General features: G+C 48.7%; 27 protein-coding genes. 14 read left to right on the plus strand and 13 right to left on the minus strand.

Features of this window, described 5'->3' with window-relative positions; genetic code table 11:
- Positions 1-7 precede the first annotated feature (7 nt).
- Entirely contained in the window at positions 8-1,396 is a 1,389-nt protein-coding gene (pntB, locus tag BEG40_RS02835; RefSeq protein WP_000014064.1) for a Re/Si-specific NAD(P)(+) transhydrogenase subunit beta, read from the plus strand.
- Positions 1,397-1,420: 24 nt separating this feature from the next.
- On the opposite strand, the gene tqsA is transcribed toward pntB, so the two are convergent.
- Positions 1,421-2,455, minus strand: a complete 1,035-nt coding sequence (gene tqsA / locus BEG40_RS02840) for an AI-2 transporter TqsA (RefSeq protein WP_001118205.1) — start codon at positions 2,453-2,455, stop codon at positions 1,421-1,423.
- Between the two features lie 134 nt (positions 2,456-2,589).
- Here tqsA and BEG40_RS22305 point away from each other — a divergent pair, with 134 nt between their 5' ends.
- From BEG40_RS22305 to mdtI, 3 genes are all read left to right on the plus strand, one after another.
- Complete coding sequence (locus BEG40_RS22305) at positions 2,590-2,760, plus strand: protein YdgV (RefSeq protein WP_085948676.1); 171 nt, start codon at positions 2,590-2,592, stop codon at positions 2,758-2,760.
- A 106-nt stretch (positions 2,761-2,866) separates the two neighbouring features.
- On the plus strand, positions 2,867-3,232 hold the full coding sequence (gene mdtJ, locus BEG40_RS02850; protein WP_000276159.1) for a multidrug/spermidine efflux SMR transporter subunit MdtJ: 366 nt from the start codon (positions 2,867-2,869) through the stop codon (positions 3,230-3,232).
- A complete protein-coding gene (mdtI, locus tag BEG40_RS02855) occupies positions 3,219-3,548 on the plus strand; it encodes a multidrug/spermidine efflux SMR transporter subunit MdtI (RefSeq protein WP_000046658.1) in 330 nt (109 codons plus the stop codon). The genes mdtJ and mdtI overlap by 14 nt, the downstream gene beginning before the upstream one ends.
- Before the next feature lie 39 nt (positions 3,549-3,587).
- Here the strand turns inward: mdtI and BEG40_RS02860 are convergent, their stop codons facing one another.
- The 3 genes from BEG40_RS02860 to asr form a co-directional block, all read right to left on the minus strand.
- Positions 3,588-4,409: a trypsin-like serine peptidase gene (locus tag BEG40_RS02860; protein ID WP_001223110.1), complete on the minus strand. Its 822-nt coding sequence runs from the start codon at positions 4,407-4,409 to the stop codon at positions 3,588-3,590.
- Positions 4,410-4,508: 99 nt separating this feature from the next.
- The gene (gene ydgU / locus BEG40_RS02865) at positions 4,509-4,592 is read right to left on the minus strand and encodes a small membrane protein YdgU (protein WP_000233091.1); all 84 of its coding nucleotides are present in this window, start codon (positions 4,590-4,592) and stop codon (positions 4,509-4,511) included.
- A gap of 92 nt (positions 4,593-4,684) precedes the next feature.
- Entirely contained in the window at positions 4,685-4,993 is a 309-nt protein-coding gene (asr, locus tag BEG40_RS02870; protein WP_206748361.1) for an acid resistance repetitive basic protein Asr, read from the minus strand.
- A gap of 269 nt (positions 4,994-5,262) precedes the next feature.
- On the opposite strand from asr, the gene BEG40_RS22265 reads away from it, so the two are divergent.
- Positions 5,263-5,367, plus strand: coding sequence for a KPN_01571 family protein (locus BEG40_RS22265; RefSeq protein WP_211437555.1), 105 nt, complete (start codon positions 5,263-5,265; stop codon positions 5,365-5,367).
- A 52-nt stretch (positions 5,368-5,419) separates the two neighbouring features.
- Here the strand turns inward: BEG40_RS22265 and ynfM are convergent, their stop codons facing one another.
- Positions 5,420-6,673 carry a multidrug efflux MFS transporter YnfM/SxtP(Kp) gene (ynfM, locus tag BEG40_RS02875; protein ID WP_105284848.1) on the minus strand — a complete coding sequence of 418 codons (1,254 nt, stop codon included), beginning with the start codon at positions 6,671-6,673 and terminating at the stop codon, positions 5,420-5,422.
- 106 nt (positions 6,674-6,779) lie between these two features.
- Between ynfM and ynfL the strand changes: the two genes are divergently transcribed.
- The 3 genes from ynfL (at position 6,780) to bioD (ending at position 9,849) form a co-directional block, all read left to right on the plus strand.
- On the plus strand, positions 6,780-7,673 hold the full coding sequence (gene ynfL / locus BEG40_RS02880) for a multidrug efflux transcriptional activator YnfL/SxtR(Kp) (RefSeq protein ID WP_001019520.1): 894 nt from the start codon (positions 6,780-6,782) through the stop codon (positions 7,671-7,673).
- Positions 7,674-7,807: 134 nt separating this feature from the next.
- Positions 7,808-9,028 carry a sugar metabolism global transcriptional regulator Mlc gene (mlc, locus tag BEG40_RS02885; RefSeq protein WP_000225256.1) on the plus strand — a complete coding sequence of 407 codons (1,221 nt, stop codon included), beginning with the start codon at positions 7,808-7,810 and terminating at the stop codon, positions 9,026-9,028.
- A 125-nt stretch (positions 9,029-9,153) separates the two neighbouring features.
- Positions 9,154-9,849, plus strand: a complete 696-nt coding sequence (gene bioD / locus BEG40_RS02890) for a dethiobiotin synthase (protein ID WP_000919217.1) — start codon at positions 9,154-9,156, stop codon at positions 9,847-9,849.
- On the opposite strand, the gene clcB is transcribed toward bioD, so the two are convergent.
- From clcB to BEG40_RS02905, 3 genes are all read right to left on the minus strand, one after another.
- Positions 9,802-11,094: a voltage-gated ClC-type chloride channel ClcB gene (gene clcB, locus BEG40_RS02895; RefSeq protein ID WP_105284874.1), complete on the minus strand. Its 1,293-nt coding sequence runs from the start codon at positions 11,092-11,094 to the stop codon at positions 9,802-9,804. The genes bioD and clcB overlap by 48 nt on opposite strands.
- Positions 11,095-11,251: 157 nt before the next feature.
- Positions 11,252-11,866, minus strand: a complete 615-nt coding sequence (dmsD, locus tag BEG40_RS02900) for a Tat proofreading chaperone DmsD (RefSeq protein WP_105284849.1) — start codon at positions 11,864-11,866, stop codon at positions 11,252-11,254.
- A 206-nt stretch (positions 11,867-12,072) separates the two neighbouring features.
- Positions 12,073-12,378: a DUF1161 domain-containing protein gene (locus BEG40_RS02905; protein ID WP_000696054.1), complete on the minus strand. Its 306-nt coding sequence runs from the start codon at positions 12,376-12,378 to the stop codon at positions 12,073-12,075.
- 106 nt (positions 12,379-12,484) lie between these two features.
- Here BEG40_RS02905 and BEG40_RS02910 point away from each other — a divergent pair, with 106 nt between their 5' ends.
- A complete protein-coding gene (locus tag BEG40_RS02910) occupies positions 12,485-13,195 on the plus strand; it encodes a YnfC family lipoprotein (protein ID WP_077629247.1) in 711 nt (236 codons plus the stop codon).
- 2 nt (positions 13,196-13,197) lie between these two features.
- Here the strand turns inward: BEG40_RS02910 and speG are convergent, their stop codons facing one another.
- Positions 13,198-13,758, minus strand: a complete 561-nt coding sequence (gene speG / locus BEG40_RS02915) for a spermidine N1-acetyltransferase (protein ID WP_000199501.1) — start codon at positions 13,756-13,758, stop codon at positions 13,198-13,200.
- 34 nt (positions 13,759-13,792) lie between these two features.
- Positions 13,793-14,134, minus strand: a complete 342-nt coding sequence (locus BEG40_RS02920) for a DUF1283 family protein (protein ID WP_105284850.1) — start codon at positions 14,132-14,134, stop codon at positions 13,793-13,795.
- A gap of 134 nt (positions 14,135-14,268) precedes the next feature.
- On the opposite strand from BEG40_RS02920, the gene BEG40_RS02925 reads away from it, so the two are divergent.
- From BEG40_RS02925 to BEG40_RS02945, 5 genes are all read left to right on the plus strand, one after another.
- Complete coding sequence (locus BEG40_RS02925; protein ID WP_105284851.1) at positions 14,269-14,595, plus strand: YnfA family protein; 327 nt, start codon at positions 14,269-14,271, stop codon at positions 14,593-14,595.
- Positions 14,596-14,812: 217 nt separating this feature from the next.
- On the plus strand, positions 14,813-16,027 hold the full coding sequence (rspA, locus tag BEG40_RS02930) for a starvation-sensing protein RspA (protein ID WP_105284852.1): 1,215 nt from the start codon (positions 14,813-14,815) through the stop codon (positions 16,025-16,027).
- A 14-nt stretch (positions 16,028-16,041) separates the two neighbouring features.
- Positions 16,042-17,061 carry a Zn-dependent oxidoreductase gene (locus tag BEG40_RS02935; RefSeq protein ID WP_105284853.1) on the plus strand — a complete coding sequence of 340 codons (1,020 nt, stop codon included), beginning with the start codon at positions 16,042-16,044 and terminating at the stop codon, positions 17,059-17,061.
- Positions 17,062-17,118: 57 nt separating this feature from the next.
- Entirely contained in the window at positions 17,119-18,486 is a 1,368-nt protein-coding gene (ydfJ, locus tag BEG40_RS02940; RefSeq protein ID WP_000151240.1) for an MHS family MFS transporter YdfJ, read from the plus strand.
- A gap of 89 nt (positions 18,487-18,575) precedes the next feature.
- On the plus strand, positions 18,576-20,036 hold the full coding sequence (locus BEG40_RS02945) for a mannitol dehydrogenase family protein (protein ID WP_105284854.1): 1,461 nt from the start codon (positions 18,576-18,578) through the stop codon (positions 20,034-20,036).
- Positions 20,037-20,071: 35 nt separating this feature from the next.
- Here BEG40_RS02945 and ydfZ read toward each other — a convergent pair whose 3' ends face one another.
- From ydfZ to ydfG, 3 genes are all read right to left on the minus strand, one after another.
- Positions 20,072-20,275 carry a putative selenium delivery protein YdfZ gene (gene ydfZ / locus BEG40_RS02950; protein WP_000214710.1) on the minus strand — a complete coding sequence of 68 codons (204 nt, stop codon included), beginning with the start codon at positions 20,273-20,275 and terminating at the stop codon, positions 20,072-20,074.
- Between the two features lie 174 nt (positions 20,276-20,449).
- Positions 20,450-21,136, minus strand: a complete 687-nt coding sequence (gene rspR, locus BEG40_RS02955; protein ID WP_000215571.1) for a DNA-binding transcriptional regulator rspR — start codon at positions 21,134-21,136, stop codon at positions 20,450-20,452.
- Between the two features lie 88 nt (positions 21,137-21,224).
- Positions 21,225-21,971 carry a bifunctional NADP-dependent 3-hydroxy acid dehydrogenase/3-hydroxypropionate dehydrogenase YdfG gene (ydfG, locus tag BEG40_RS02960; RefSeq protein WP_010346482.1) on the minus strand — a complete coding sequence of 249 codons (747 nt, stop codon included), beginning with the start codon at positions 21,969-21,971 and terminating at the stop codon, positions 21,225-21,227.
- Positions 21,972-22,033: the final 62 nt, after the last annotated feature.

Here is a 22,033-nt window from a genome sequence, read left to right on the forward strand (position 1 = left end):
GTAACATATGTCTGGAGGATTAGTTACAGCTGCATACATTGTTGCCGCGATCCTGTTTATCTTCAGTCTGGCTGGGCTTTCAAAACATGAAACGTCTCGCCGGGGTAACAACCTCGGTATCGCCGGGATGGCGATTGCTTTAATTGCAACTATCTTTGGACCGGATACTGGCAACGTTGGCTGGATCTTACTGGCGATGGTCATCGGTGGGGCGATTGGTATCCGTCTGGCGAAGAAAGTCGAAATGACCGAAATGCCGGAGCTGGTGGCGATCCTGCATAGCTTCGTTGGTCTGGCGGCGGTGTTGGTTGGTTTTAACAGCTATCTGCATCACGACGCGGAAATGGCGCCGATTCTGGCCAATATTCACCTGACGGAAGTGTTCCTCGGTATCTTCATCGGTGCGGTGACTTTCACGGGGTCGGTCGTGGCGTTCGGTAAGCTGTGCGGCAAAATTTCGTCTAAACCGCTGATGCTGCCAAACCGTCACAAAATGAACCTGGCGGCTCTGGTCGTTTCCTTCCTGCTGCTGATTGTATTTGTTCGCACGGATAGCGTCGGCCTGCAAGTTCTGGCATTGCTGATAATGACCGCCATTGCGCTGGTATTCGGCTGGCATTTAGTCGCCTCCATCGGTGGCGCAGATATGCCTGTAGTGGTGTCGATGCTGAACTCTTATTCTGGTTGGGCAGCGGCGGCGGCGGGCTTTATGCTCAGTAATGACCTGCTGATTGTGACCGGTGCGCTGGTCGGTTCTTCTGGTGCCATCCTTTCTTACATCATGTGTAAGGCGATGAACCGTTCCTTTATCAGCGTCATTGCAGGTGGTTTCGGCACAGATGGTTCTTCCACCGGTGACGATCAGGAAGTGGGCGAGCACCGCGAAATCACTGCGGAAGAGACGGCAGAATTGCTGAAAAATTCGCACTCGGTGATCATCACCCCCGGCTACGGCATGGCGGTCGCGCAGGCACAATATCCGGTGGCAGAAATCACCGAGAAATTGCGTGCCCGTGGTATCAATGTGCGTTTCGGTATTCACCCGGTTGCGGGGCGTTTGCCTGGACATATGAACGTATTGCTGGCTGAAGCAAAAGTACCGTATGACATCGTGCTGGAAATGGACGAGATCAACGATGACTTTGCTGATACCGATACCGTACTGGTGATTGGTGCTAACGATACGGTTAACCCGGCGGCGCAGGATGATCCGAAGAGTCCGATTGCTGGTATGCCTGTGCTGGAAGTGTGGAAAGCACAGAACGTGATTGTCTTTAAACGTTCGATGAACACTGGCTATGCTGGTGTGCAAAACCCGCTGTTCTTCAAGGAAAACACTCACATGCTGTTTGGCGATGCCAAGGCCAGCGTGGATGCAATCCTGAAAGCACTGTAACCCTGACGGCCTCTGTGGAGGCCGTTACTCTTTATTGAGATCGCTTAACAGGACGGCGATGCTTTGGCCTCCCGCCGTTTGTTCAAGCGCAATTTTGACAACAATCGTCAACGGCACGGAAAGCAGCATTCCCACCGGTCCTAACAACCATCCCCAAAAAATTAACGACAAAAAAACTACCAGTGTCGAAAGCCCCAGCCCGCGCCCCATGATGCGCGGCTCCAGAATATTGCCGAAGACCAGATTAATCAGCAAATATCCCGCCAGCACCAGTAACGCCTCATAGAAACCATTAAACACCAGTACCTGAGCGATAGGGGGGATAGCCGCGAGAACAGAACCAATGTTAGGGATGTAATTAAGCGCGAAGGCCAACAATCCCCAGACAAAAGCGAAGCGAACATCGAGTGCGGCGAGCATCGCCCAGGCGACCAGACCAGTGATGATGCTGATGGCTGTTTTCAGCACCAGGTAATGCGACACACTGTCAATGGCGCGCTGGATCGCCGCCATACCTTCGACCGGGCGCGCCATCATTTGCTGGAGTTTGCCGGGAAGTTGTGGCACTTCGAGCAGCATAAACAACACCGTCAGCAACAATAAAAATATGGATGACATGGCGTTAGATAACTGCGTCAGCAAGTTGGTGAGCAACGTCATCGCCGCGTTCGGATCAATATAATGCGCCAGTTGGTCAACCGAGATATCAATACCCGCGCGTTGTAACAAAGGTTCCAGAACTTGCAGGGGTTTTATGATTGAGCTGCGATACTGTGGCAAAGTGCGGGTCAGTTCATTGAGCGTTGAGCCGAGATAGGCCAGTAATAGCACCATCGCCATCACGATGATGACCATTAAAATCGACACAGCCAACACACGCGGCACTCGCCAGCGAACCATGCGTTGTACCAGCGGATTAAGAATGACTGCAATAAATAGGGCGAGGATAAAGGGGACGATGATATCGGCGGCAAAACGGATACCGCAGAGAATAATGACCAGCATTCCCAACATAATGACTATTTTTAGGCCATTGAGCGTGATGATCGGCTTTGCCATGCGTATCCCCGTTTTTTCTTCCTTCGCTAATAATATTTTCTTTTTAGCCGTGGCATTATAACGAAAATCAAACTACTCAGGTAAAGAAATGAAAATGTTTTGAGTTAATTCTTAAGCTATGATACAAATCAGACGTGTACAACTACCGAGGACAATTATCATCCGCGATGACGAGAAGCAACACTGCGGATAATTGTAATATTATGGACAATTTGTTCAGGACGTTATTTTCTACATTTACTCATTTCCGTACCTCAACCACCATCTTGCTCGCAGGTGAGCAACACTGGCGCAACGCGCTTTAGTCCCTTCCTCTGCCAAAGCTGGCGCTCTGCGCTGGACTGAATACTTTTCTTTTGGTTTCGCTGAGTCGAGCGAACGTTAAAATAATTCTCTTGCAGGGGAAGGACGATGTATATTTATTGGGTTTTATTAGGTCTGGCTATTGCCACAGAAATTACCGGCACGCTGTCAATGAAATGGGCGAGCGTTAGTGAGGGAAACGGCGGTTTTATTTTAATGCTGGTGATGATTTCGCTGTCATATATATTTCTCTCTTTCGCCGTGAAAAAAATAGCACTTGGCGTGGCTTATGCTCTGTGGGAAGGCATCGGTATTTTATTTATAACGCTCTTTAGTGTTCTGTTATTCGACGAAAGTTTATCGCTGCTAAAAATTGCCGGGTTAACAACCCTGGTGGCTGGGATTGTGTTGATTAAATCGGGTACTCGCAAAGTGCGTAAATCCTCGCTGGAGGTGAATCATGGCGCAGTTTGAATGGGTTCACGCCGCCTGGCTGGCACTGGCAATCGTGCTGGAAATTATTGCTAACGTCTTTTTGAAATTTTCTGACGGCTTTCGCCGTAAAGTCTATGGCTTGCTCTCACTGGCGGCGGTGCTTGCGGCCTTTAGCTCACTCTCCCAGGCAGTAAAGGGCATAGATTTGTCGGTAGCGTATGCGTTGTGGGGCGGGTTTGGTATTGCCGCCACGTTAGCCGCTGGCTGGATCTTGTTTGGTCAACGTTTAAATCGTAAAGGCTGGGTTGGTCTGGTCTTGCTGTTGGCTGGAATGATTATGGTGAAACTTGCATGATGAACACGCTGCCCGACAATGCGGGCAGCGTTTGAAATGTTATTGCCGGGTCAGTTCTTCTAGTTTGTCGCGAAAACCAGTGACAGAAATGGCCCGGTTATCAGCACGCCAGCGATCTTTCGCTGCAGGAGCTGAACTTTGCACCCCAATTAACTGCCAGCCGTCATCAGTATGAAGCATCAACGGCGAACCACTGTCACCCGGTAGGGTATCGCACTGGTGCGACATTACCGAGGTTTGCGCCCAGCCGGTTATTTCGCAATTTTGATGACTGTACAACGTATCGAGATGATCTTCAGGATATCCCGCCTGAGTCACTTTACGACCCGCTGCTTTTAATGCGGCGATAAGCGCGGTTTTATCTCCCTCAAATAACGGCAATGGCGTAATACCCGAAGGCGGATTGCGCAGCACAATCAAACCGAAATCCCACGGCGCGGCTGCGGGGGGAACAATCCAGCCATCCCCATCCGGCTTTAACCGCTTCCCTAGTGTCGGATCAACGCGGCCTTCAATGTCGTGGATCTCATAGCGCCAAAGACCTTTATTCGACACAAAACGCAGCGCAACTGCTTTATCCGCTTTACCCTTCGGCGGCGTTAATAAACAGTGTCCTGCCGTTAATGCCAGGTTCGGCGCAATTAGCGTCGCCGTACATAAATTGCCGCTGGCCGTTTCTAGTTGCCCAACCGCATCCCACGGCGATTGGCTCGTGTTATTTACTGATACACGATCATCATGACCAAAAAATAGGGTGCTGACCTCATTATTGGTCGATTTATGATCGTCCGGTTTATCCGCAAACACAAATGCAGATGTCAGACTAATTGCACCCAGCACTACAGCAATAGTTATACGCATATCATACTCTGGTGAGTAATTATGATTATTAAAAGCAAACCCTCATGAATACTATAGACGGGACGGGATGAAAGTGGGAGTAAAATCAGATAACTACGCTCAGAAAAGATAAAAACGGGTGGCAATCAGGGCACATAAAATAAGGATGATAAGAATGAACTCAAAGCGATAACGGCCCACCATAGTACCCTCCGCTAAAGGCGGTGTTAAACGTTATCCGTTTAACACCGTAATTTTCAGGCGCGAGGGGGCGCGCCATTATTGCTGCCGAAAACTTACGCAGCTGGTTGTACAACTGGTTTTGCAGATTGCTGCTGGCTGTGTTTTTTGCTGTGTTTTTTGGCTGCCTGTGCTTTTTGCTCAGGCGCTTTCTGTTCATTTTTCGCTTTTTTATGATGCTTTTTAGCCGCCTGCGCTTTTTGGGCAGGTGCCGCTTTATGCTGTTTTTTATGATGCGCTGTTTTTGCAGCCGCTGCTTTGGACACTGTAGCAGTCGGAGCAGGCGTGGTCGCAGTTTCTGCAGCAAATGCGACAGAAGAGAGCCCCATAGTAGCGGCAACAACCAGAGCTAATACTTTTTTCATTGTCATACCCTCAATTTTGTTTTTTATGCAACCCCACTGCGGGGCCGATGTAATGACTATATCTCTGGAAATGACAGGCTTCCGTGAGTGGTTGGTTTCGGCATGTAACGATATGTACAAAGCGAATAGCGATGACGTGGGAAATAATAACGCATTGTGATGTAAGGAGAATTTCCCACCAATATAGGTAGTATTGAATAACGTAGCTTTTTCACTACCTATAAATCGGTAGAATCACTGTGTATTAGCAATAAATGACACACAGCAAAATGAATCCGCTAATTTGGGTATTTATTATCCTGATGACGTTAGATGCCCTGCGAGAAATGGCAGGCGCTTCGTCTGTTTTAGGGTGGTTATTAACGTTGAGTTGAGCAGGCAATAAGTCCGGACAGTAATTTAACGCATCGTCCGGACTTATTTTTTTCAGGCGTGCAGGCGATGATGTAAACGTGTTCCGACCAGAATAGCGACCACCAGCATCAGGGCAATAAATGCACCGACGCCGTTCCAGCCATAGTTATGCCAGAAGACGCCACCTAATGTTCCGGCAATGCTTGAACCCAGGTAATAACAGAATAGATAAAGCGAGGAAGCCTGACCTTTGGCGCGTTTAGCACGAGGGCCAATCCAGCTACTGGCGACAGAGTGAGCGGCAAAAAATCCGCTGGAGAAAAGCATCATACCGACAAAAATCAGCCACAGTGAGCTGAACAATGTCAGGATAAGACCAAAAAGCATAACACCTGTCGAAAATAACATCACCGGGCCACGACCGAAGCGGGTAGTCATGGTGCCGGCTTTTGGCGAACTCCAGGTGCCTGTCAAATAGACCAGCGATAATAACCCAACCACTGCCTGGCTAACATGCCATGGTGAAAGCATCAACCGATAGCCGATGTAATTAAACAGCGTTACGAATGAGCCCATCAACAAAAAGCCTTCGACGAATAATAAGGGGAGTCCCCGATCGCGCCAGTGCAGACGGAAGTTAATAAACAGTGTTTTTGGGCGCAGCGAGGAAGGACGGAAATGACGTGATTCCGGGAGAATTTTCCAGAACATTAACGCCGAGGTTAGGGCGAAACAGCCGATAGCCGCCAGCGCAATTCGCCAGTTAAAGAAGTCAGTAAATACACCACTGATTAAGCGCCCACTCATGCCGCCAATCGAGTTGCCGCTGATATACAGCCCCATTGAAAAGGCCACAAAACTGGGGTGGATCTCTTCGCTAAGGTAGGTCATACCAACGGCAGCTACGCCACTTAACGACAGACCAATCAAGGCGCGCATAATCAAAATGCCGTGCCAGCTGGTCATCATTGTCGAAAGTAACGTACAGATGGAGGCCAGCAGTAGCGCCGTTACCATCACCGGCTTGCGACCAATGGCATCGGATAGCGGGCCAGTAAACAGCAAACCGATAGCCAGCATCGCCGTTGAAATGGACAGTGAAATACTACTGTTAGCAGGCGTTAAGCCAAATTCTTGCGAAAGCACCGGAAGAATAGGCTGCACGCAATAGAGAAGCGCGAAGGTTGCCAGCCCGGCAGAGAATAGCGCCAGAGTGACACGCATAAATTGCGGTGTACCGCGTTTAATGAATTCGTTTGGCTGGGAAAGGGGTTGCTCGTCAGTGTCGCTTGCCGGAGCGCCATCAACAGTTGTAGTACGACTCACTTGAAATCCTTGCTAATTATGCCTGTGATGTGGGATCAGGAATAGAGTAGGAAAATCGAATTGTTATGTCTAATATATTAATAATCTCAAATAAGATGTTTAAAATATGAATATTGAATTGCGTCACCTCCGTTACTTTGTTGCCGTTGCGGAAGAGCTGCATTTTGGACGCGCGGCTGCCCGTCTGAACATTTCGCAACCGCCGCTAAGTCAGCAGATTCAGGCTCTGGAGCAACAAATTGGCGCGCGACTGTTGGCACGAACCAACCGCAGCGTGCTGCTAACGGCAGCAGGGAAGCAGTTCCTTGCTGATAGTCGGCAAATTCTGTCTATGGTGGATGACGCAGCCGCTCGCGCTGAACGTCTGCATCAGGGAGAAGCGGGAGAGTTACGCATTGGCTTTACCTCGTCGGCACCCTTTATTCGCGCAGTGTCTGATACCTTATCCCTATTTCGCTGCGAATTTCCTGATGTCCATTTGCAGACGCGCGAGATGAATACTCGCGAGCAAATAGACCCTCTTACCGAAGGGACGCTCGATATGGGGTTGTTACGAAATACCGTGTTGCCGGAGACGCTGGATCACGCGGTAATCGTGCATGAACCGCTTATGGCAATGATCCCGCACGATCATCCTTTGGCAAATAAACCGAACGTAACGCTGGCGGAACTGGCAAAAGAACCGTTTGTTTTTTTTGATCCACACGTAGGGACGGGGCTGTATGACGACATTATTGGCCTGATGCGGCGTTATAATCTGACTCCGGTCATCACCCAGGAAGTGGGCGAGGCGATGACCATCATCGGTCTGGTTTCCGCCGGTCTTGGTGTTTCGATTTTGCCCGCCTCTTTTAAACGTGTCCAACTCAATGAAATGCGCTGGTTACCTATTGCTGAAGAGGATGCGGTTTCTGAAATGTGGCTGGTTTGGCCAAAGCATCGTGAACAAAGCCCGGCGGCACGAAACTTTCGTATTCAGCTGATGAATGCACTCCGGTGAGGGAAAATTCAGCAAAAAAAACCGAAAAATGTGCTGTTAATCACATGACGAAGTAAAAATTTGACGACGCATATTGAAGTACTTCACCATAACCTACAGATTATTTCGGAGCGCGAAAATATAGGGAGTATGCGGTGGTTGCTGAAAACCAGCCTGGGCACATTGATCAAATAAAGCAGACCAACGCGGGCGCGGTTTACCGCCTGATTGATCAGCTTGGGCCAGTTTCGCGTATCGATCTTTCCCGGCTGGCGCAACTGGCGCCAGCCAGTATCACCAAAATTGTCCGCGAAATGCTCGAAGCGCACCTGGTGCAAGAGCTGGAAATTAAAGAAGCGGGAAACCGTGGGCGTCCGGCGGTGGGGCTGGTGGTAGAAACAGAAGCCTGGCACTATCTTTCTTTGCGCATTAGTCGCGGGGAGATTTTTCTTGCCCTGCGCGACCTGAGCAGCAAGCTGGTGGTGGAAGACTCACTGGAGTTGGCGCTTCAGGACGAATTGCCACTGCTGGATCGCATAATTACTCATATTGATCAGTTTTTTATCCGCCATCAGAAAAAACTCGAGCGTCTGACATCTATTGCCATTACGTTGCCGGGAATTATTGATACGGAAAATGGCATTGTGCATCGTATGCCGTTCTATGAGGACGTAAAAGAGATGCCGCTCGGCGAAGTACTGGAGCAGCATACCGGTGTACCGGTTTATATTCAGCATGATATTAGTGCATGGACGATGGCTGAGGCTCTGTTTGGCGCATCACGCGGAGCGCGCGATGTGATTCAGGTGGTGATTGATCACAACGTGGGTGCGGGTGTGATTACCGATGGACATTTGTTACACGCGGGAAGCAGTAGCCTTGTGGAGATTGGTCACACTCAGGTCGATCCCTATGGGAAACGCTGTTATTGCGGTAACCACGGCTGCCTGGAAACCATCGCTAGTGTTGATAGTATTCTTGAGCTTGCACAATTACGGTTGAATCAATCTATGAGTTCTATGTTACATGGGCAGCCATTAACCGTGGATTCATTGTGCCTGGCTGCGTTGCAGGGCGATCTGCTGGCAAAAGATATTATTACTGGCGTGGGGACGCACGTCGGGCGCATTCTTGCCATCATGGTGAATTTATTCAACCCACAAAAAATACTGATTGGTTCGCCGCTAAGTAAGGCTGCAGAGATCCTGTTCCCTGTAATTTCTGACAGTATCCGTCAGCAGGCGCTTCCAGCCTACAGCCAGCACATTAGCGTCGAGAGCACCCAGTTCTCTAATCAGGGGACGATGGCGGGGGCGGCGTTGGTAAAAGACGCGATGTATAACGGTTCTTTGTTGATTCGTCTGTTGCAGGGTTAACATTTTTTAACTGTTCTACCAAAATTTGCGCTATCTCAAATTGGGCCAGGAACGCATAACTTAGACTTCCAAAGTTGAATTATTTTCCTGGCTTATATTTGTGAAGCATAACGGTGGAGTTAGTGATGCTGAAGCGTTTCTTTATAACAGGTACAGACACTTCTGTGGGGAAAACGGTGGTTTCCCGCGCATTGCTACAAGCGTTAGCCTCCCAGGGAAAAACGGTTGCGGGGTATAAACCCGTGGCGAAGGGGAGCAAAGAGACACCTGATGGGCTACGTAATAAAGATGCCCTGGTGTTGCAGAGTGTTTCATCAATTGAACTGCCTTATGAAGCAGTCAATCCCATAGCGTTAAGCGAAGAAGAAAGCAGTGTGGCGCACAGTTGCCCGATCAATTACACCCTCATTTCAAATGGTCTGGCTAATCTGACTGATAAAGTCGACCATGTGGTTGTTGAAGGTACTGGCGGCTGGCGTAGCCTGATGAATGACCTGCGTCCGCTCTCTGAATGGGTGGTTCAGGAGCAGCTACCCGTGTTGATGGTGGTAGGTATTCAGGAAGGCTGTATTAACCATGCGCTTCTGACCGCACAGGCGATTGCAAACGACGGACTGCCGCTGATTGGCTGGGTGGCTAACCGTATCAACCCAGGGTTAGCACACTACGCTGAAATCATTGATGTATTGGGTAAAAAACTCCCGGCGCCGCTTATTGGTGAGCTTCCTTATCTGCCTCGCGCAGAACAGCGAGAACTGGGGCAATATATCCGTTTATCCATGCTGCGCAGTGTGCTGGCGGTAGATAGAGTCACGATGTAACGTCCGCGACATTACTGACGCAATCACACAAGCAATCAATAAACCGGGGAGTAGCTGATACTCCCCGGTCATTTCACATATCATCAGTGTCGACATAATGGGCGCATGTGTGGTCGCAGCCAGAAGTGTTGCCATCCCGGTTAACCCAAGTAAAAGCGTAATTTCTTCGCTGCCAGTAAACCATAACCCCAGGCTCCGGCCATACAACATGCCAATTGCCAGTCCGATAAATAGCGTCGGCGTAAACACCCCCCCAGGTGCGCCGGAACCACTACTGGCCAGCACGGCAACTAGCTTGCAGAGGAAGATCCCTGCAATGACCATAAACAGTGGCGGGGCAGTTAAAAAGGATTGCACCGTACTATAGCCGTTGCCCCACACGGCAGGAGTGAGCAGGGAAAGCAGACCCACGATCAAACCTCCCAATGCCAGTTGCCAGGGCGGCGCAAGTTTAAGATTAACAAAACCCCGATGACTGGCGTTCATTAGCTTTAAAAACAATGGACCGCACAAGCCCATCAACACGCCCGTACTGATAATCAGTGCATAGTCGCGAGTCTGAACTATCACAGAGAGTTGCACGCTGTAGAGCAAAGCATTGCTGTGATTAAGAAGATTGCTAATAAGCAATGCCACTACGGCAGAGATCACTACTGGTCCGAGGGAGGCCAGCATCATGGTGCCAAACAAGACTTCGGCAATAAATAAACTCCCGGCAAGTGGGGCGCGATAGGCTGCTGCCATTCCCGCAGCCGCGCCACAGGCAATCCACAATTTCCACTCTTCACGTGGGGTAAAACGTTGGGCAAACCAGGAGGCAGCAAGTGCCGCCAACAGGATCATCGCACCTTCACGACCAATGGCGCTGCCGCTGGTCACCACCAGCAAAGAAGCGAAGGATTTAATCAGACTGGTGGCGTAATCAAACTGCCCATCGGTTTGTAACGCCTCCATATAATCGGTAGGTGCATGGGGGCGTTGCTGAGAGAGTTTCTGCCAGACCATCAGCAATAAACCTGCCGCCAGTCCGCCGAGCGCCGGCGTTAGCAGTCGTCGCCACGGAGAAAGGTTCGTTGCTGCATTGACCAGACTGCCGGAGTCGTTATTGAGGAACAGCCACTCCAGTAGCAGCATCGCATGACGAAACCCTGCAACGGCAAAGGCCGCCAGAATGCCTACGACCATTGCGATAAGCAGGCGGCGAAACATGGTGCGCAGATCCGGGTAGATGTGTAGATGTTGCATGAGCAGAAATGGCAAATTAAACACGGGGCTCTATTTTGCGGGAAAAGAGACCTGGTGCAAAAGCTGTGCGTGCTGTATGTGGAATTAAACGTGACGTTGTCACTTATTGGATTTGAAAGGCGTGCAGTTTACGCCTTTCGATAATACTAAGGATTATTCAGCGAAACAGGGGTTTTACCGCGACAGGGATCAGCAACTGTGACTGCCATTGTGTCAGCGTTAAACGAGCCAGCTCACCGAGCGCGCGATAAAAAGAGTGTTCCGCCTTTTCGATAAACACTTCAAGAAAACGCGTGGACCACGGTAAAAGATGCCAGGCCAACAACTCTTCACACTCGGTCTGACGACCATTCTCTGCCAGCCATGCTGCCATCAACAGCAGCGAACCAAAATGATCTTCTGGTTCGTTTTGTTTCATTTCAATCTGAATGCCTTTTTCGCGCATCCATTGACGAAGCGTCAAAGTAGAATCGCCAAACAGCACCGATTCGCGATCCAGCCAGACAGATCCCCATGGAGGAGAGGGTAACGCCCACGGCCCGACAAATAATCGTTGCCATGCCTGACTACGCGACTCTTCACATTCTTCCTTAAAAGCCGTTGCCAGCGGCGCTAATGACGTTTGTGATAAAGGCCACTGGGTGACCCAATCGTCACTGGTTAGCGCAGAAACCAGTGGAGAGGCTTCTTTACTCTCAGGAGCGTAATAAAACAGCGCGCCCAGCACGCGCGCTGCGACAGAAAAATTATCTTGTTGTGAGAAATGCGTCATTCCTATCATCCTGAAACGTGCGGTTTACCCCGCACCAATTTGTTAACCTGCGATGGTCATTCCGAGCATTATGTGCAGGCCATAAACGAGCGCACGCCCGATCATCTCAGCAGGTATCCCGGCTAGCGGGCACAGCCAGCGCATAACAATACCACACGGCAGGCCTGATATGTGCGTAAGCATCGTATCAGGCAGCCTCAGGTTTATTAATGCGATTCAGCAGGCTCATTATCATGGGTTGGCTGGGGGTGGGCAGAAACATTACCGCTGGTGGTGCGGGTGTAGAGAATTTTATGCGTGTCGTTAGCGCAATGCCCGACGACCTGTGAATCAGGCTGGTCGACCTGATCATTCGGCACAATACTTAAAGTGAAGCCACTTTCTGGTACGCCGTTATTGATAATGCGCTGTGAAATATCACTTTTTATGCGCTCACATGAATCCGACGCGGCGAGCACTGTGGATGAGGCTAGGGTGAGCAGAAGTGCGGCACTGCAGGCTAAGATTTTCATCATTGGCTCCTTACATGAATATTACTAACTAAGCATAGCATTTCACGTGTAAATTACTGTATTTACTACTATGATTGAGAATCATCTCTACTGTCTGGTGATTGATGTGAATTACAAATTACTGCCATGTTTACTCGCGATAATACTCACAGGATGTGACCGCACAGAGGTAACACTTTCATTTACGCCAGAAATGGCCAGTTTCTCTAATGAATTTGATTTTGATCCGCTGCGTGGACCGGTTAAAGATTTCACTCAGACGTTAATGAATGAGCAAGGGGAAGTGACGAAACGTGTTTCGGGGAATTTATCGGAAGAAGGCTGTTTTGATTCCCTCGAATTACTGGATCTGGAGAATAATACCGTGGTTGCCCTGGTGTTGGATGCAAATTATTACCGGGATGCACAGACACTGGAGAAAAGAGTACGTCTACAGGGAAAATGCCAGTTAGCAGAATTACCTTCTGCCGGGGTAAGTTGGGAAACTGACGATAATGGCTTCGTGGTTAAGGCCAGCAGCAAACAGATGCAGATGGAATATCGCTATGATGATCAGGGTTATCCGCTGGGGAAAACGACGAAAAGTAACGACAAAACGTTATCTGTCAGCGCCACTCCATCAACGGACCCGATCAAAAAACTGGATTACACGGCAATTACTTTACTGAATAATCAACAGGTTGGTAATGTCAAACAGACTTGTGAATATGACAGCCACGCGAATCCAGTGGACTGCCAATTAATCATTGTGGATGAGGGAGTAAAACCCGCCGTCGAACGGGTTTACACCATCAAAAATACCATTGATTATTATTAATACTATTGCGCGGTTGGTTTTAGTAGAGTCTGCCCTTGCGTTTTATGTTCCGCCAGATACTGATGCTGGAATATGCACATGCGAATAGCATTGCGATATTGACCGTTAATAAAGAATTCATGCATCAGTTCACCTTCGACCGTAAAACCGAGCTTACGATAAATATGAATCGCTTTCTCATTCTCTTTATCGACAATCAGATAAAGCTTATAGAGATTAAGAACAGTGAAACCATAATCCATCGCTAATTTCGCGGCGCGGGTTGCCAGACCTTTACCCTGGTATTCCGGGGAGATGATTATCTGAAATTCTGCGCGGCGATGGACGTGGTTAATTTCTACCAGTTCCACCAGACCTGCCTTTTCGCCATCGCATTCCACGACGAAACGACGTTCACTCTGATCGTGAATATGCTTATCGTACAGATCAGAGAGTTCAACAAAGGCTTCGTACGGCTCCTCAAACCAGTAACGCATCACGCTGGCGTTATTGTCGAGTTGATGTACATAGCGTAAATCTTCACGCTCCAGCGGACGTAGCTTAACACTGTGGGCGCTAGTCATAACGTGTCCTTACATTCCTTATATCAATAACAGGTTAGGGGATGATTACGCGACCAGTACGACGGTCCAGGCAGCGTAAAGTATTCGGCTCCCAGTAGGCATTAATATTGGTACTCTGCTCGCATTTATCGCGGCTATCAAATGCGGCGTCAGCTTTATCCCATTCTTTCTCGGTGCGTTTGTTGATTTTTTGACGCAGATTACGCGTGTCATTCCATTGCTCTTTTTCCATTGCTGCCTGCTGGCGACTCTGTGCGCTGTCGCCAGATTCAATCACCAGTTTGTTGGTTTCTGCATGGGTAGTTGCGCTAAATGCCAGTGCGCAAGGCAGCAGAAAAGCGAGCAGGCTGAGTTTTTTGCAGAGAGTGATATTCATGATTCATTCCTTACATGAATGGTTAAGGGCGATTTTACACGATCCACTGTGAACGCGAAACGTACCAGAAGGATGTCTATGTTGATGATATTATGTCGCCCTATAAATATACATGATGTCAATGAGTGACAAAGATGATTAAAACAACGTTACTGTTTTTTGCTACCGCTTTGTGTGAAATCATTGGTTGTTTTTTGCCCTGGCTGTGGCTGAAACGAAATGCCAGTATCTGGTTGTTGGTTCCAGCGGGGATTTCTCTGGCGCTTTTTGTCTGGCTATTAACGTTGCATCCGGCAGCAAGTGGGCGAGTTTATGCAGCGTATGGCGGTGTTTATGTCTGTACGGCGCTCCTGTGGCTGCGGGTGGTAGATGGGGTGAAGCTCAGTCTCTACGACTGGACGGGAGCGATAATTGCGCTTTGCGGCATGTTGATTATTGTTGCTGGCTGGGGACGCACCTGACTTTTCTGATATGATTAATTATTTTTTTATCAATAAGATACGCACTAGTCGAACCCCGGAAAAACAATAAAGCTTGACTGTTTTTAGAACTATTCACGGCGCAAATATGCGCCTTTTTTTGTGATCGCTCTGGCTTTTCTTGATCTTAATACTTGTATGGTAGTAGCTCAGTTGCGTAGATTTCATGCATCACGACAAGCGATGCAAGGAATAGAACATGAAGATCGTAGGGGCTGAAGTTTTTGTTACCTGTCCGGGACGTAATTTCGTCACCTTAAAAATCACCACCGAGGACGGTATTACCGGTCTTGGTGATGCCACTCTGAACGGGCGCGAGCTTTCCGTTGCGTCCTATTTGCAGGATCATATCTGTCCGCAACTTATAGGCCGCGATGCCCATCGTATCGAAGATATCTGGCAGTTTTTCTATAAAGGCGCTTACTGGCGTCGCGGTCCTGTCACCATGTCGGCTATTTCCGCTGTTGATATGGCGCTGTGGGACATTAAAGCCAAAGCCGCAAACATGCCGCTTTACCAACTGTTAGGTGGGGCTTCCCGTGAAGGCGTAATGGTCTATTGTCATACCACCGGTCACAGTATTGATGAAGCACTGGATGATTATGCTCGTCATCAGGAACTGGGATTCAAAGCCATCCGCGTGCAGTGTGGTATTCCCGGAATGAAAACGACTTACGGTATGTCCAAAGGAAAAGGGCTGGCTTATGAACCTGCGACCAAAGGGCAGTGGCCAGAAGAGCAGTTGTGGTCAACGGAAAAATATCTCGACTTCATGCCAAAACTGTTCGACGCAGTGCGCAACAAGTTTGGCTTTAATGAGCATGTGCTGCATGACATGCACCATCGTTTAACGCCCATTGAGGCGGCACGCTTTGGCAAAAGTATTGAAGATTATCGCCTGTTCTGGATGGAAGATCCGACACCCGCAGAAAACCAGGAGTGCTTCCGCCTCATTCGCCAACATACCGTAACGCCAATTGCGGTGGGTGAAGTCTTTAACAGCATCTGGGACTGCAAACAGCTGATTGAAGAACAACTTATCGACTATATCCGTACAACGCTGACCCACGCTGGCGGCATCACAGGTATGCGCAGAATTGCCGATTTTGCTTCGCTTTACCAGGTTCGTACTGGCTCACATGGTCCTTCCGATTTGTCACCAGTCTGCATGGCTGCGGCGTTGCACTTTGACTTGTGGGTGCCGAATTTCGGCATTCAGGAGTATATGGGCTATTCAGAACAAATGCTTGAAGTCTTCCCGCACAACTGGATCTTCGATAACGGCTATATGCATCCTGGTGATAAGCCAGGCATTGGTATCGAATTCGATGAAAAGCTGGCGGCGAAATATCCCTACGAACCTGCCTATCTGCCAGTCGCACGTCTGGAAGATGGCACGCTATGGAACTGGTAAGGAGTCATACAATAATGAAAAGTATTTTAATTGAAAAACCGAATCAACTGGCGATTATCGAACGTGAAATTCCGACCCCGGCAGTGGGTGAAGTACGAGTAAAAGTGAAACTCGCGGGAATTTGTGGATCGGATAGTCACATTTATCGCGGTCATAATCCGTTTGCAAAGTATCCGCGTGTCATTGGTCACGAATTTTTTGGCGTGATTGATGCCGTAGGTGAAGGTGTGGATAACGCCAGAGTTGGCGAACGTGTTGCGGTAGATCCCGTAGTCAGCTGCGGACATTGTTATCCGTGCTCAATGGGTAAGCCCAACGTTTGCACAACTCTGGCTGTATTAGGTGTTCACGCTGATGGCGGTTTTAGCGAATATGCAGTCGTTCCGGCGAAGAATGCGTGGAAAATTCCCGATGGAGTGGCTGATCAGTTCGCTGTAATGATCGAACCATTTACCATTGCGGCGAACGTTACCGGACACGGACAGCCGACTGAAGATGACACCGTGCTGGTTTATGGTGCCGGCCCGATTGGTCTGACTATCGTTCAGGTATTGAAAGGTGTTTATAACGTTAAAAATGTGATTGTCGCCGATCGCATTGATGAACGACTGAACAAAGCGAAAGAGAGCGGGGCAGACTGGGTGATTAATAACAGCCAGACAACGCTTGGCGAAATATTCGCTGAAAAGGGCATCAAACCAACATTAATTATTGATGCTGCTTGCCATCCTTCCATTTTGAAAGAAGCGGTTATGCTGGCTTCTCCGGCGGCACGAATTGTGTTAATGGGCTTCTCCAGTGAACCGTCTGAAGTCATTCAGCAGGGAATTACCGGCAAGGAACTCTCTATTTTTTCTTCCCGGTTAAATGCCAATAAATTCCCGGTCGTTATCGACTGGTTAAGCAAAGGGTTAATTAATCCTGATAAATTAATTACCCATACCTTTGATTATCTGCGTGTTGCTGATGCCATTTCATTATTCGAAAAGGATCAAAAGCACTGTTGCAAAGTTTTACTCACGTTTTCTGAATAATACCAATAATAGCGAATAAGCAGTACGCATCTTACCTCTTATTTAGAGATAATAATTATGACAATAGAAAAACATGAAAGAAGCACTAAGGATTTAGTGAAGGCAGCGGTATCAGGATGGTTAGGTACGGCACTTGAATTTATGGATTTTCAGTTATACTCGCTCGGTGCAGCGTTAGTATTCCATGAAATATTTTTTCCGGAATCATCAACCGCAATGGCGTTAATTCTGGCAATGGGAACCTACGGTGCTGGTTATGTTGCACGTATTGTCGGAGCATTTATTTTCGGCAAAATGGGCGACAGAATAGGGCGTAAGAAAGTGCTCTTTATTACCATCACCATGATGGGGATCTGTACTACCTTAATTGGTGTGTTGCCGACCTATGCGCAGATTGGTGTTTTTGCGCCAATATTGCTGGTGACGCTGCGTATTATTCAGGGGCTGGGGGCAGGCGCTGAAATTTCCGGTGCTGGTACGATGCTGGCGGAATATGCGCCGAAAGGTAAACGCGGCATTATCTCCTCATTCGTTGCGATGGGAACGAACTGCGGTACGTTGAGCGCAACGGCAATCTGGGCCTTTATGTTCTTTATTCTTAGTAAAGAAGAACTGCTGGCATGGGGATGGCGTATACCGTTCCTGGCGAGCGTTGTCGTGATGGTCTTTGCTATCTGGTTGCGTATGAACCTGAAAGAAAGCCCGGTCTTTGAGAAGGTTAACGACAGCAACCAACCTACAGCAAAACCTGCACCTGCTGGTAGCATGTTCCAGAGCAAATCTTTTTGGTTGGCAACGGGTCTGCGTTTTGGACAGGCAGGAAACTCAGGTCTGATTCAAACCTTCCTTGCTGGTTATTTAGTGCAAACTTTGCTGTTCAATAAAGCAATTCCCACAGATGCATTAATGATCAGTTCTATTATCGGTTTTATGACGATTCCTTTCCTCGGTTGGTTATCTGATAAAATTGGTCGTCGTATTCCTTACATCATTATGAATACTTCAGCTATTGTACTTGCGTGGCCAATGCTTTCTATCATTGTAGATAAAAGCTATGCACCGGGCACCATCATGGTTGCTCTCATTGTGATTCACAACTGTGCGGTGTTGGGATTATTTGCCCTGGAAAACATTACCATGGCAGAGATGTTCGGCTGTAAAAACCGCTTTACCCGAATGGCAATATCTAAAGAAATTGGTGGTCTTATCGCTTCAGGTTTTGGTCCTATTCTGGCCGGTATTTTCTGTACCATGACCGGATCCTGGTATCCGATTGCAATAATGATTATGGCTTATTCCGTCATCGGCTTAATTTCCGCGCTGAAAATGCCAGAAGTTAAAGACCGCGATTTGAGTGCGCTGGAAGATGCTGCAGAAGATCAACCGCGCGTTGTAAGAGCTGCGCAACCTTCAACAAGTCTGTAAATCCAGAATCCCTTCTCTTAGTGAGGAGGGATTTTTTTATTCATATAACAAACCATTCAGCTTGCCATATTGAAATTAAAGGAATTTTCATGGGAAATAATTTGTTATCAGCCAAAGCGACACTCCCTGTTTATGATCGTAATAACCTGGCGCCCAAAATTGTTCATTTAGGGTTTGGTGCATTTCATCGCGCGCATCAGGGCGTGTATGCCGATATCCTGGCAGCCCAGCATCACAGCGATTGGGGCTACTATGAAATGAACCTGATTGGCGGTGAACAGCAAATCATCGATCTAAAACAGCAAGATAATCTCTATACCGTTGCAGAAATGTCGGCTGATGCGTGGACCGCTCGCGTCGTCGGCGTCGTGAAAAAGGCGCTGCACGTACAAATAGATGGCTTAGAAGCCGTGCTGGCCGCGATGTGTGAACCGCAAATCGCAATTGTCTCTCTGACAATCACCGAAAAAGGGTATTTCCACTCTCCGGCGACCGGACAGTTAATGCTGGATCACCCGATGGTAGCTGCCGACTTGCAAAATCCCCACCAGCCGAAAACAGCAACAGGCGTGATTGTCGAGGCGCTGGCTCGCCGTAAAGCCGCAGGACTTCCAGCGTTTACCATCATGTCATGTGACAACATGCCAGAAAACGGTTACGTTATGCGTGACGTTGTCACTTCATATGCCAGGGCTGTAGATGTAAAACTGGCGCAATGGATAGAAGAAAACGTGACTTTTCCGTCGACAATGGTGGATCGCATTGTACCCGCAGTGACGGCAGAAACGCTGGACAAAATCGAACAACTTACCGGCGTGCGCGATCCGGCAGGCGTGGCCTGTGAGCCTTTCCGTCAGTGGGTTATTGAAGATAATTTTGTTGCCGGACGCCCTGAATGGGAAAAAGTCGGTGCTGAACTGGTCAGCGATGTACTGCCTTATGAAGAGATGAAACTGCGTATGCTCAACGGCAGCCATTCATTCCTGGCGTATCTGGGCTATCTGGCGGGATATCAGCACATTAACGACTGTATGGAAGATGAAAATTATCGTCATGCAGCACATGCCTTGATGTTGCAGGAACAGGCGCCCACGCTGAAAGTGCAGGGGGTGGATCTGCAAGATTATGCCGATCGACTGATTGAACGCTACAGTAACCCGGCTTTACGCCACCGGACCTGGCAGATTGCAATGGATGGTAGTCAGAAACTGCCGCAGCGGATGCTGGATTCAATTCGCTGGCATCTGGAACATGACAGCACGTTCGATCTGTTGGCGCTGGGTGTCGCTGGTTGGATGCGTTATGTTGGCGGTGTTGATGAACAGGGGAATCAGATTGAGATTAGCGATCCGTTACTACCGGTCATTCAAAAGGCTGTGCAAAGTAGCGCCGAAGGGAAAAAGCGTGTGCAGTCGTTGATGGCGATTAAGGCGATATTTGGCGATGATTTGCCGAACAATAGCTTGTTTGTTGCAAAGGTGACGGAAGCGTACTTGTCTTTATTAGCGCATGGCGCGAAAGCGGCCGTAGCGAAATATATCGTGAAGTAAAAACAGCAATGCCGCCATCGGCGGCATTCACACGCTTAGTTCATGCCGAGACGAATCAGGTCCAGAGGCGCGAGTTTTTCATCACAACCTTCAACAACCACGGTTTTACCGCGACGGATTTGCTCTGCGGTCAGACCTTCAGTGTCAATCGACAGGATCTTGCCAGTGTGACCGGTGCCGCTAACCATAACACGGCTGCCAGTGGTGATTGCGTTACGGTTACGATCGTAGGTCGTCATAGGTGTTTTCTCCTTTCTGATTTACAGTCGAAGCCCACGTAACGGGCGCAATATAAATACTCCTGTCGAGTGAATATTTTTTTGTTTATGATCAAGTTCACATCTTTTTTGATGCTTGCATGAACCAGAAGAAGGGGATGGACTCTCACCCCGGATGGGATGAGAGGAAATGAATTACTCTTCGCTAAACCAGTCGCTATTTTCCTGGCGGATCAGCTGCACGGATTCACTTATTTCCTGCAAATGCAGAGTCATTGCTTTTTCTACCGCATCGCCATCATGTTTTTGTAGAGCAGTAAAAATATCCATGTGTTGACGTAATAACATATCGGGCGGCGATACGTGGTCAAAGCTCATATAGCGCACGCGGTCAACCGTTGCTTTCAGGTTTTCAATGGTGTCCCACGCAAGCTGACAGTCGGCAATCTGCGTCAGAATTTGATGGAAGTTATCATCCAGCTCAAAAAAATCATCCAGCTGTTTGCGTTCAATGGCAATACGTTGTTGGTGGAGATTTTGCTCAAGCTGATAGCACTGGCTATCGGTAATCATGGTCGCCGCCCGGCGGGCAACGGCACACTCAATAGCCTGACGAATAAAACTACCGTTGCGTACCTGAGTCATGGAAATTTTATTGACGTAGCTGCCACGCTGCGGGCGAATTTGAATCAGGCCGTTTTCTGCCAGTTTAATGAAGGCTTCACGAACCGGCTGGCGTGACACATTGAAACGAACAGAAACTTCTTTTTCCGACAACGGTGTGCCCGGTGGAATTAGGCAATGGACAATGTCGCGGCGAAGAATACGATAAATTTGCTGATTGACAGGTTGTGTGGGATTAAGTTGCGTTTCGACGGTCATTCGTTCTTGCTTGTGAGTGGGTTAACTGCGTGAGTCTACCACTTTTTTGTGACAAGCAATAACCCGGCGGTTAAGCCGGGTATAAAAATTAATGGCGATGGACATTCAGTCCGGCATAGCTTTGGGTAACCGGCATCATTTCCAGGGTGTTGATGTTGACGTGAGCAGGGAGTGTGGCAACCCACCAGACTGCTTCGCTGACATCTTCTGGCGTCAGCGCAACGGTGTTTTGATAGGTTTTTTCCGCTTTATCGTCGTCGCCTTTAAAGCGGACATTAGAAAACTCGGTGCCGCCCACCAGCCCCGGCTCGATGTCGGTGACACGCACCGCCGTGCCATGCAGGTCAGTGCGCAGATTCAGGCTGAACTGACGAACAAACGCTTTTGTCGCGCCATAAACGTTACCACCAGCATATGGCCAGCTACCCGCTGTTGAGCCAATGTTAATTATATGACCATGATTACGCTCGACCATGCCAGGCAGGACAGCGCGGGTCATATACACCAGGCCTTTATTGTTGGTATCAATCATGGTTTCCCAGTCTTCAACGCTGGCTTTATGTGCAGGTTCCATACCCAGCGCCAGTCCAGCATTGTTTACCAGAATATCGATATTACGCCACTCGGCAGGAAGCGAAGTCAGCATCTCTTCAATGGCGGCGCGGTTGCGAACGTCCAGTTGGGCGATATACAAATTATCGCCCAGTTCGTCTTTTAACTCCTGCAACCGTTCCTGGCGACGGCCAGTGGCGATAACTTTATGCCCTTGTTGAATAAAACGACGCGTAATGCATTCACCAAAACCTGCCGTTGCTCCAGTTACTAAAACGATCATCTCACTGTTCCTCAACGATTTTGTGTGTCAATAACATAGCACGTGATGCTTAAGAGCGGGTA

Source organism: Escherichia sp. MOD1-EC5495, from assembly GCF_002965965.1.
Classification (GTDB): Bacteria; Pseudomonadota; Gammaproteobacteria; order Enterobacterales; family Enterobacteriaceae; genus Escherichia; species Escherichia ruysiae.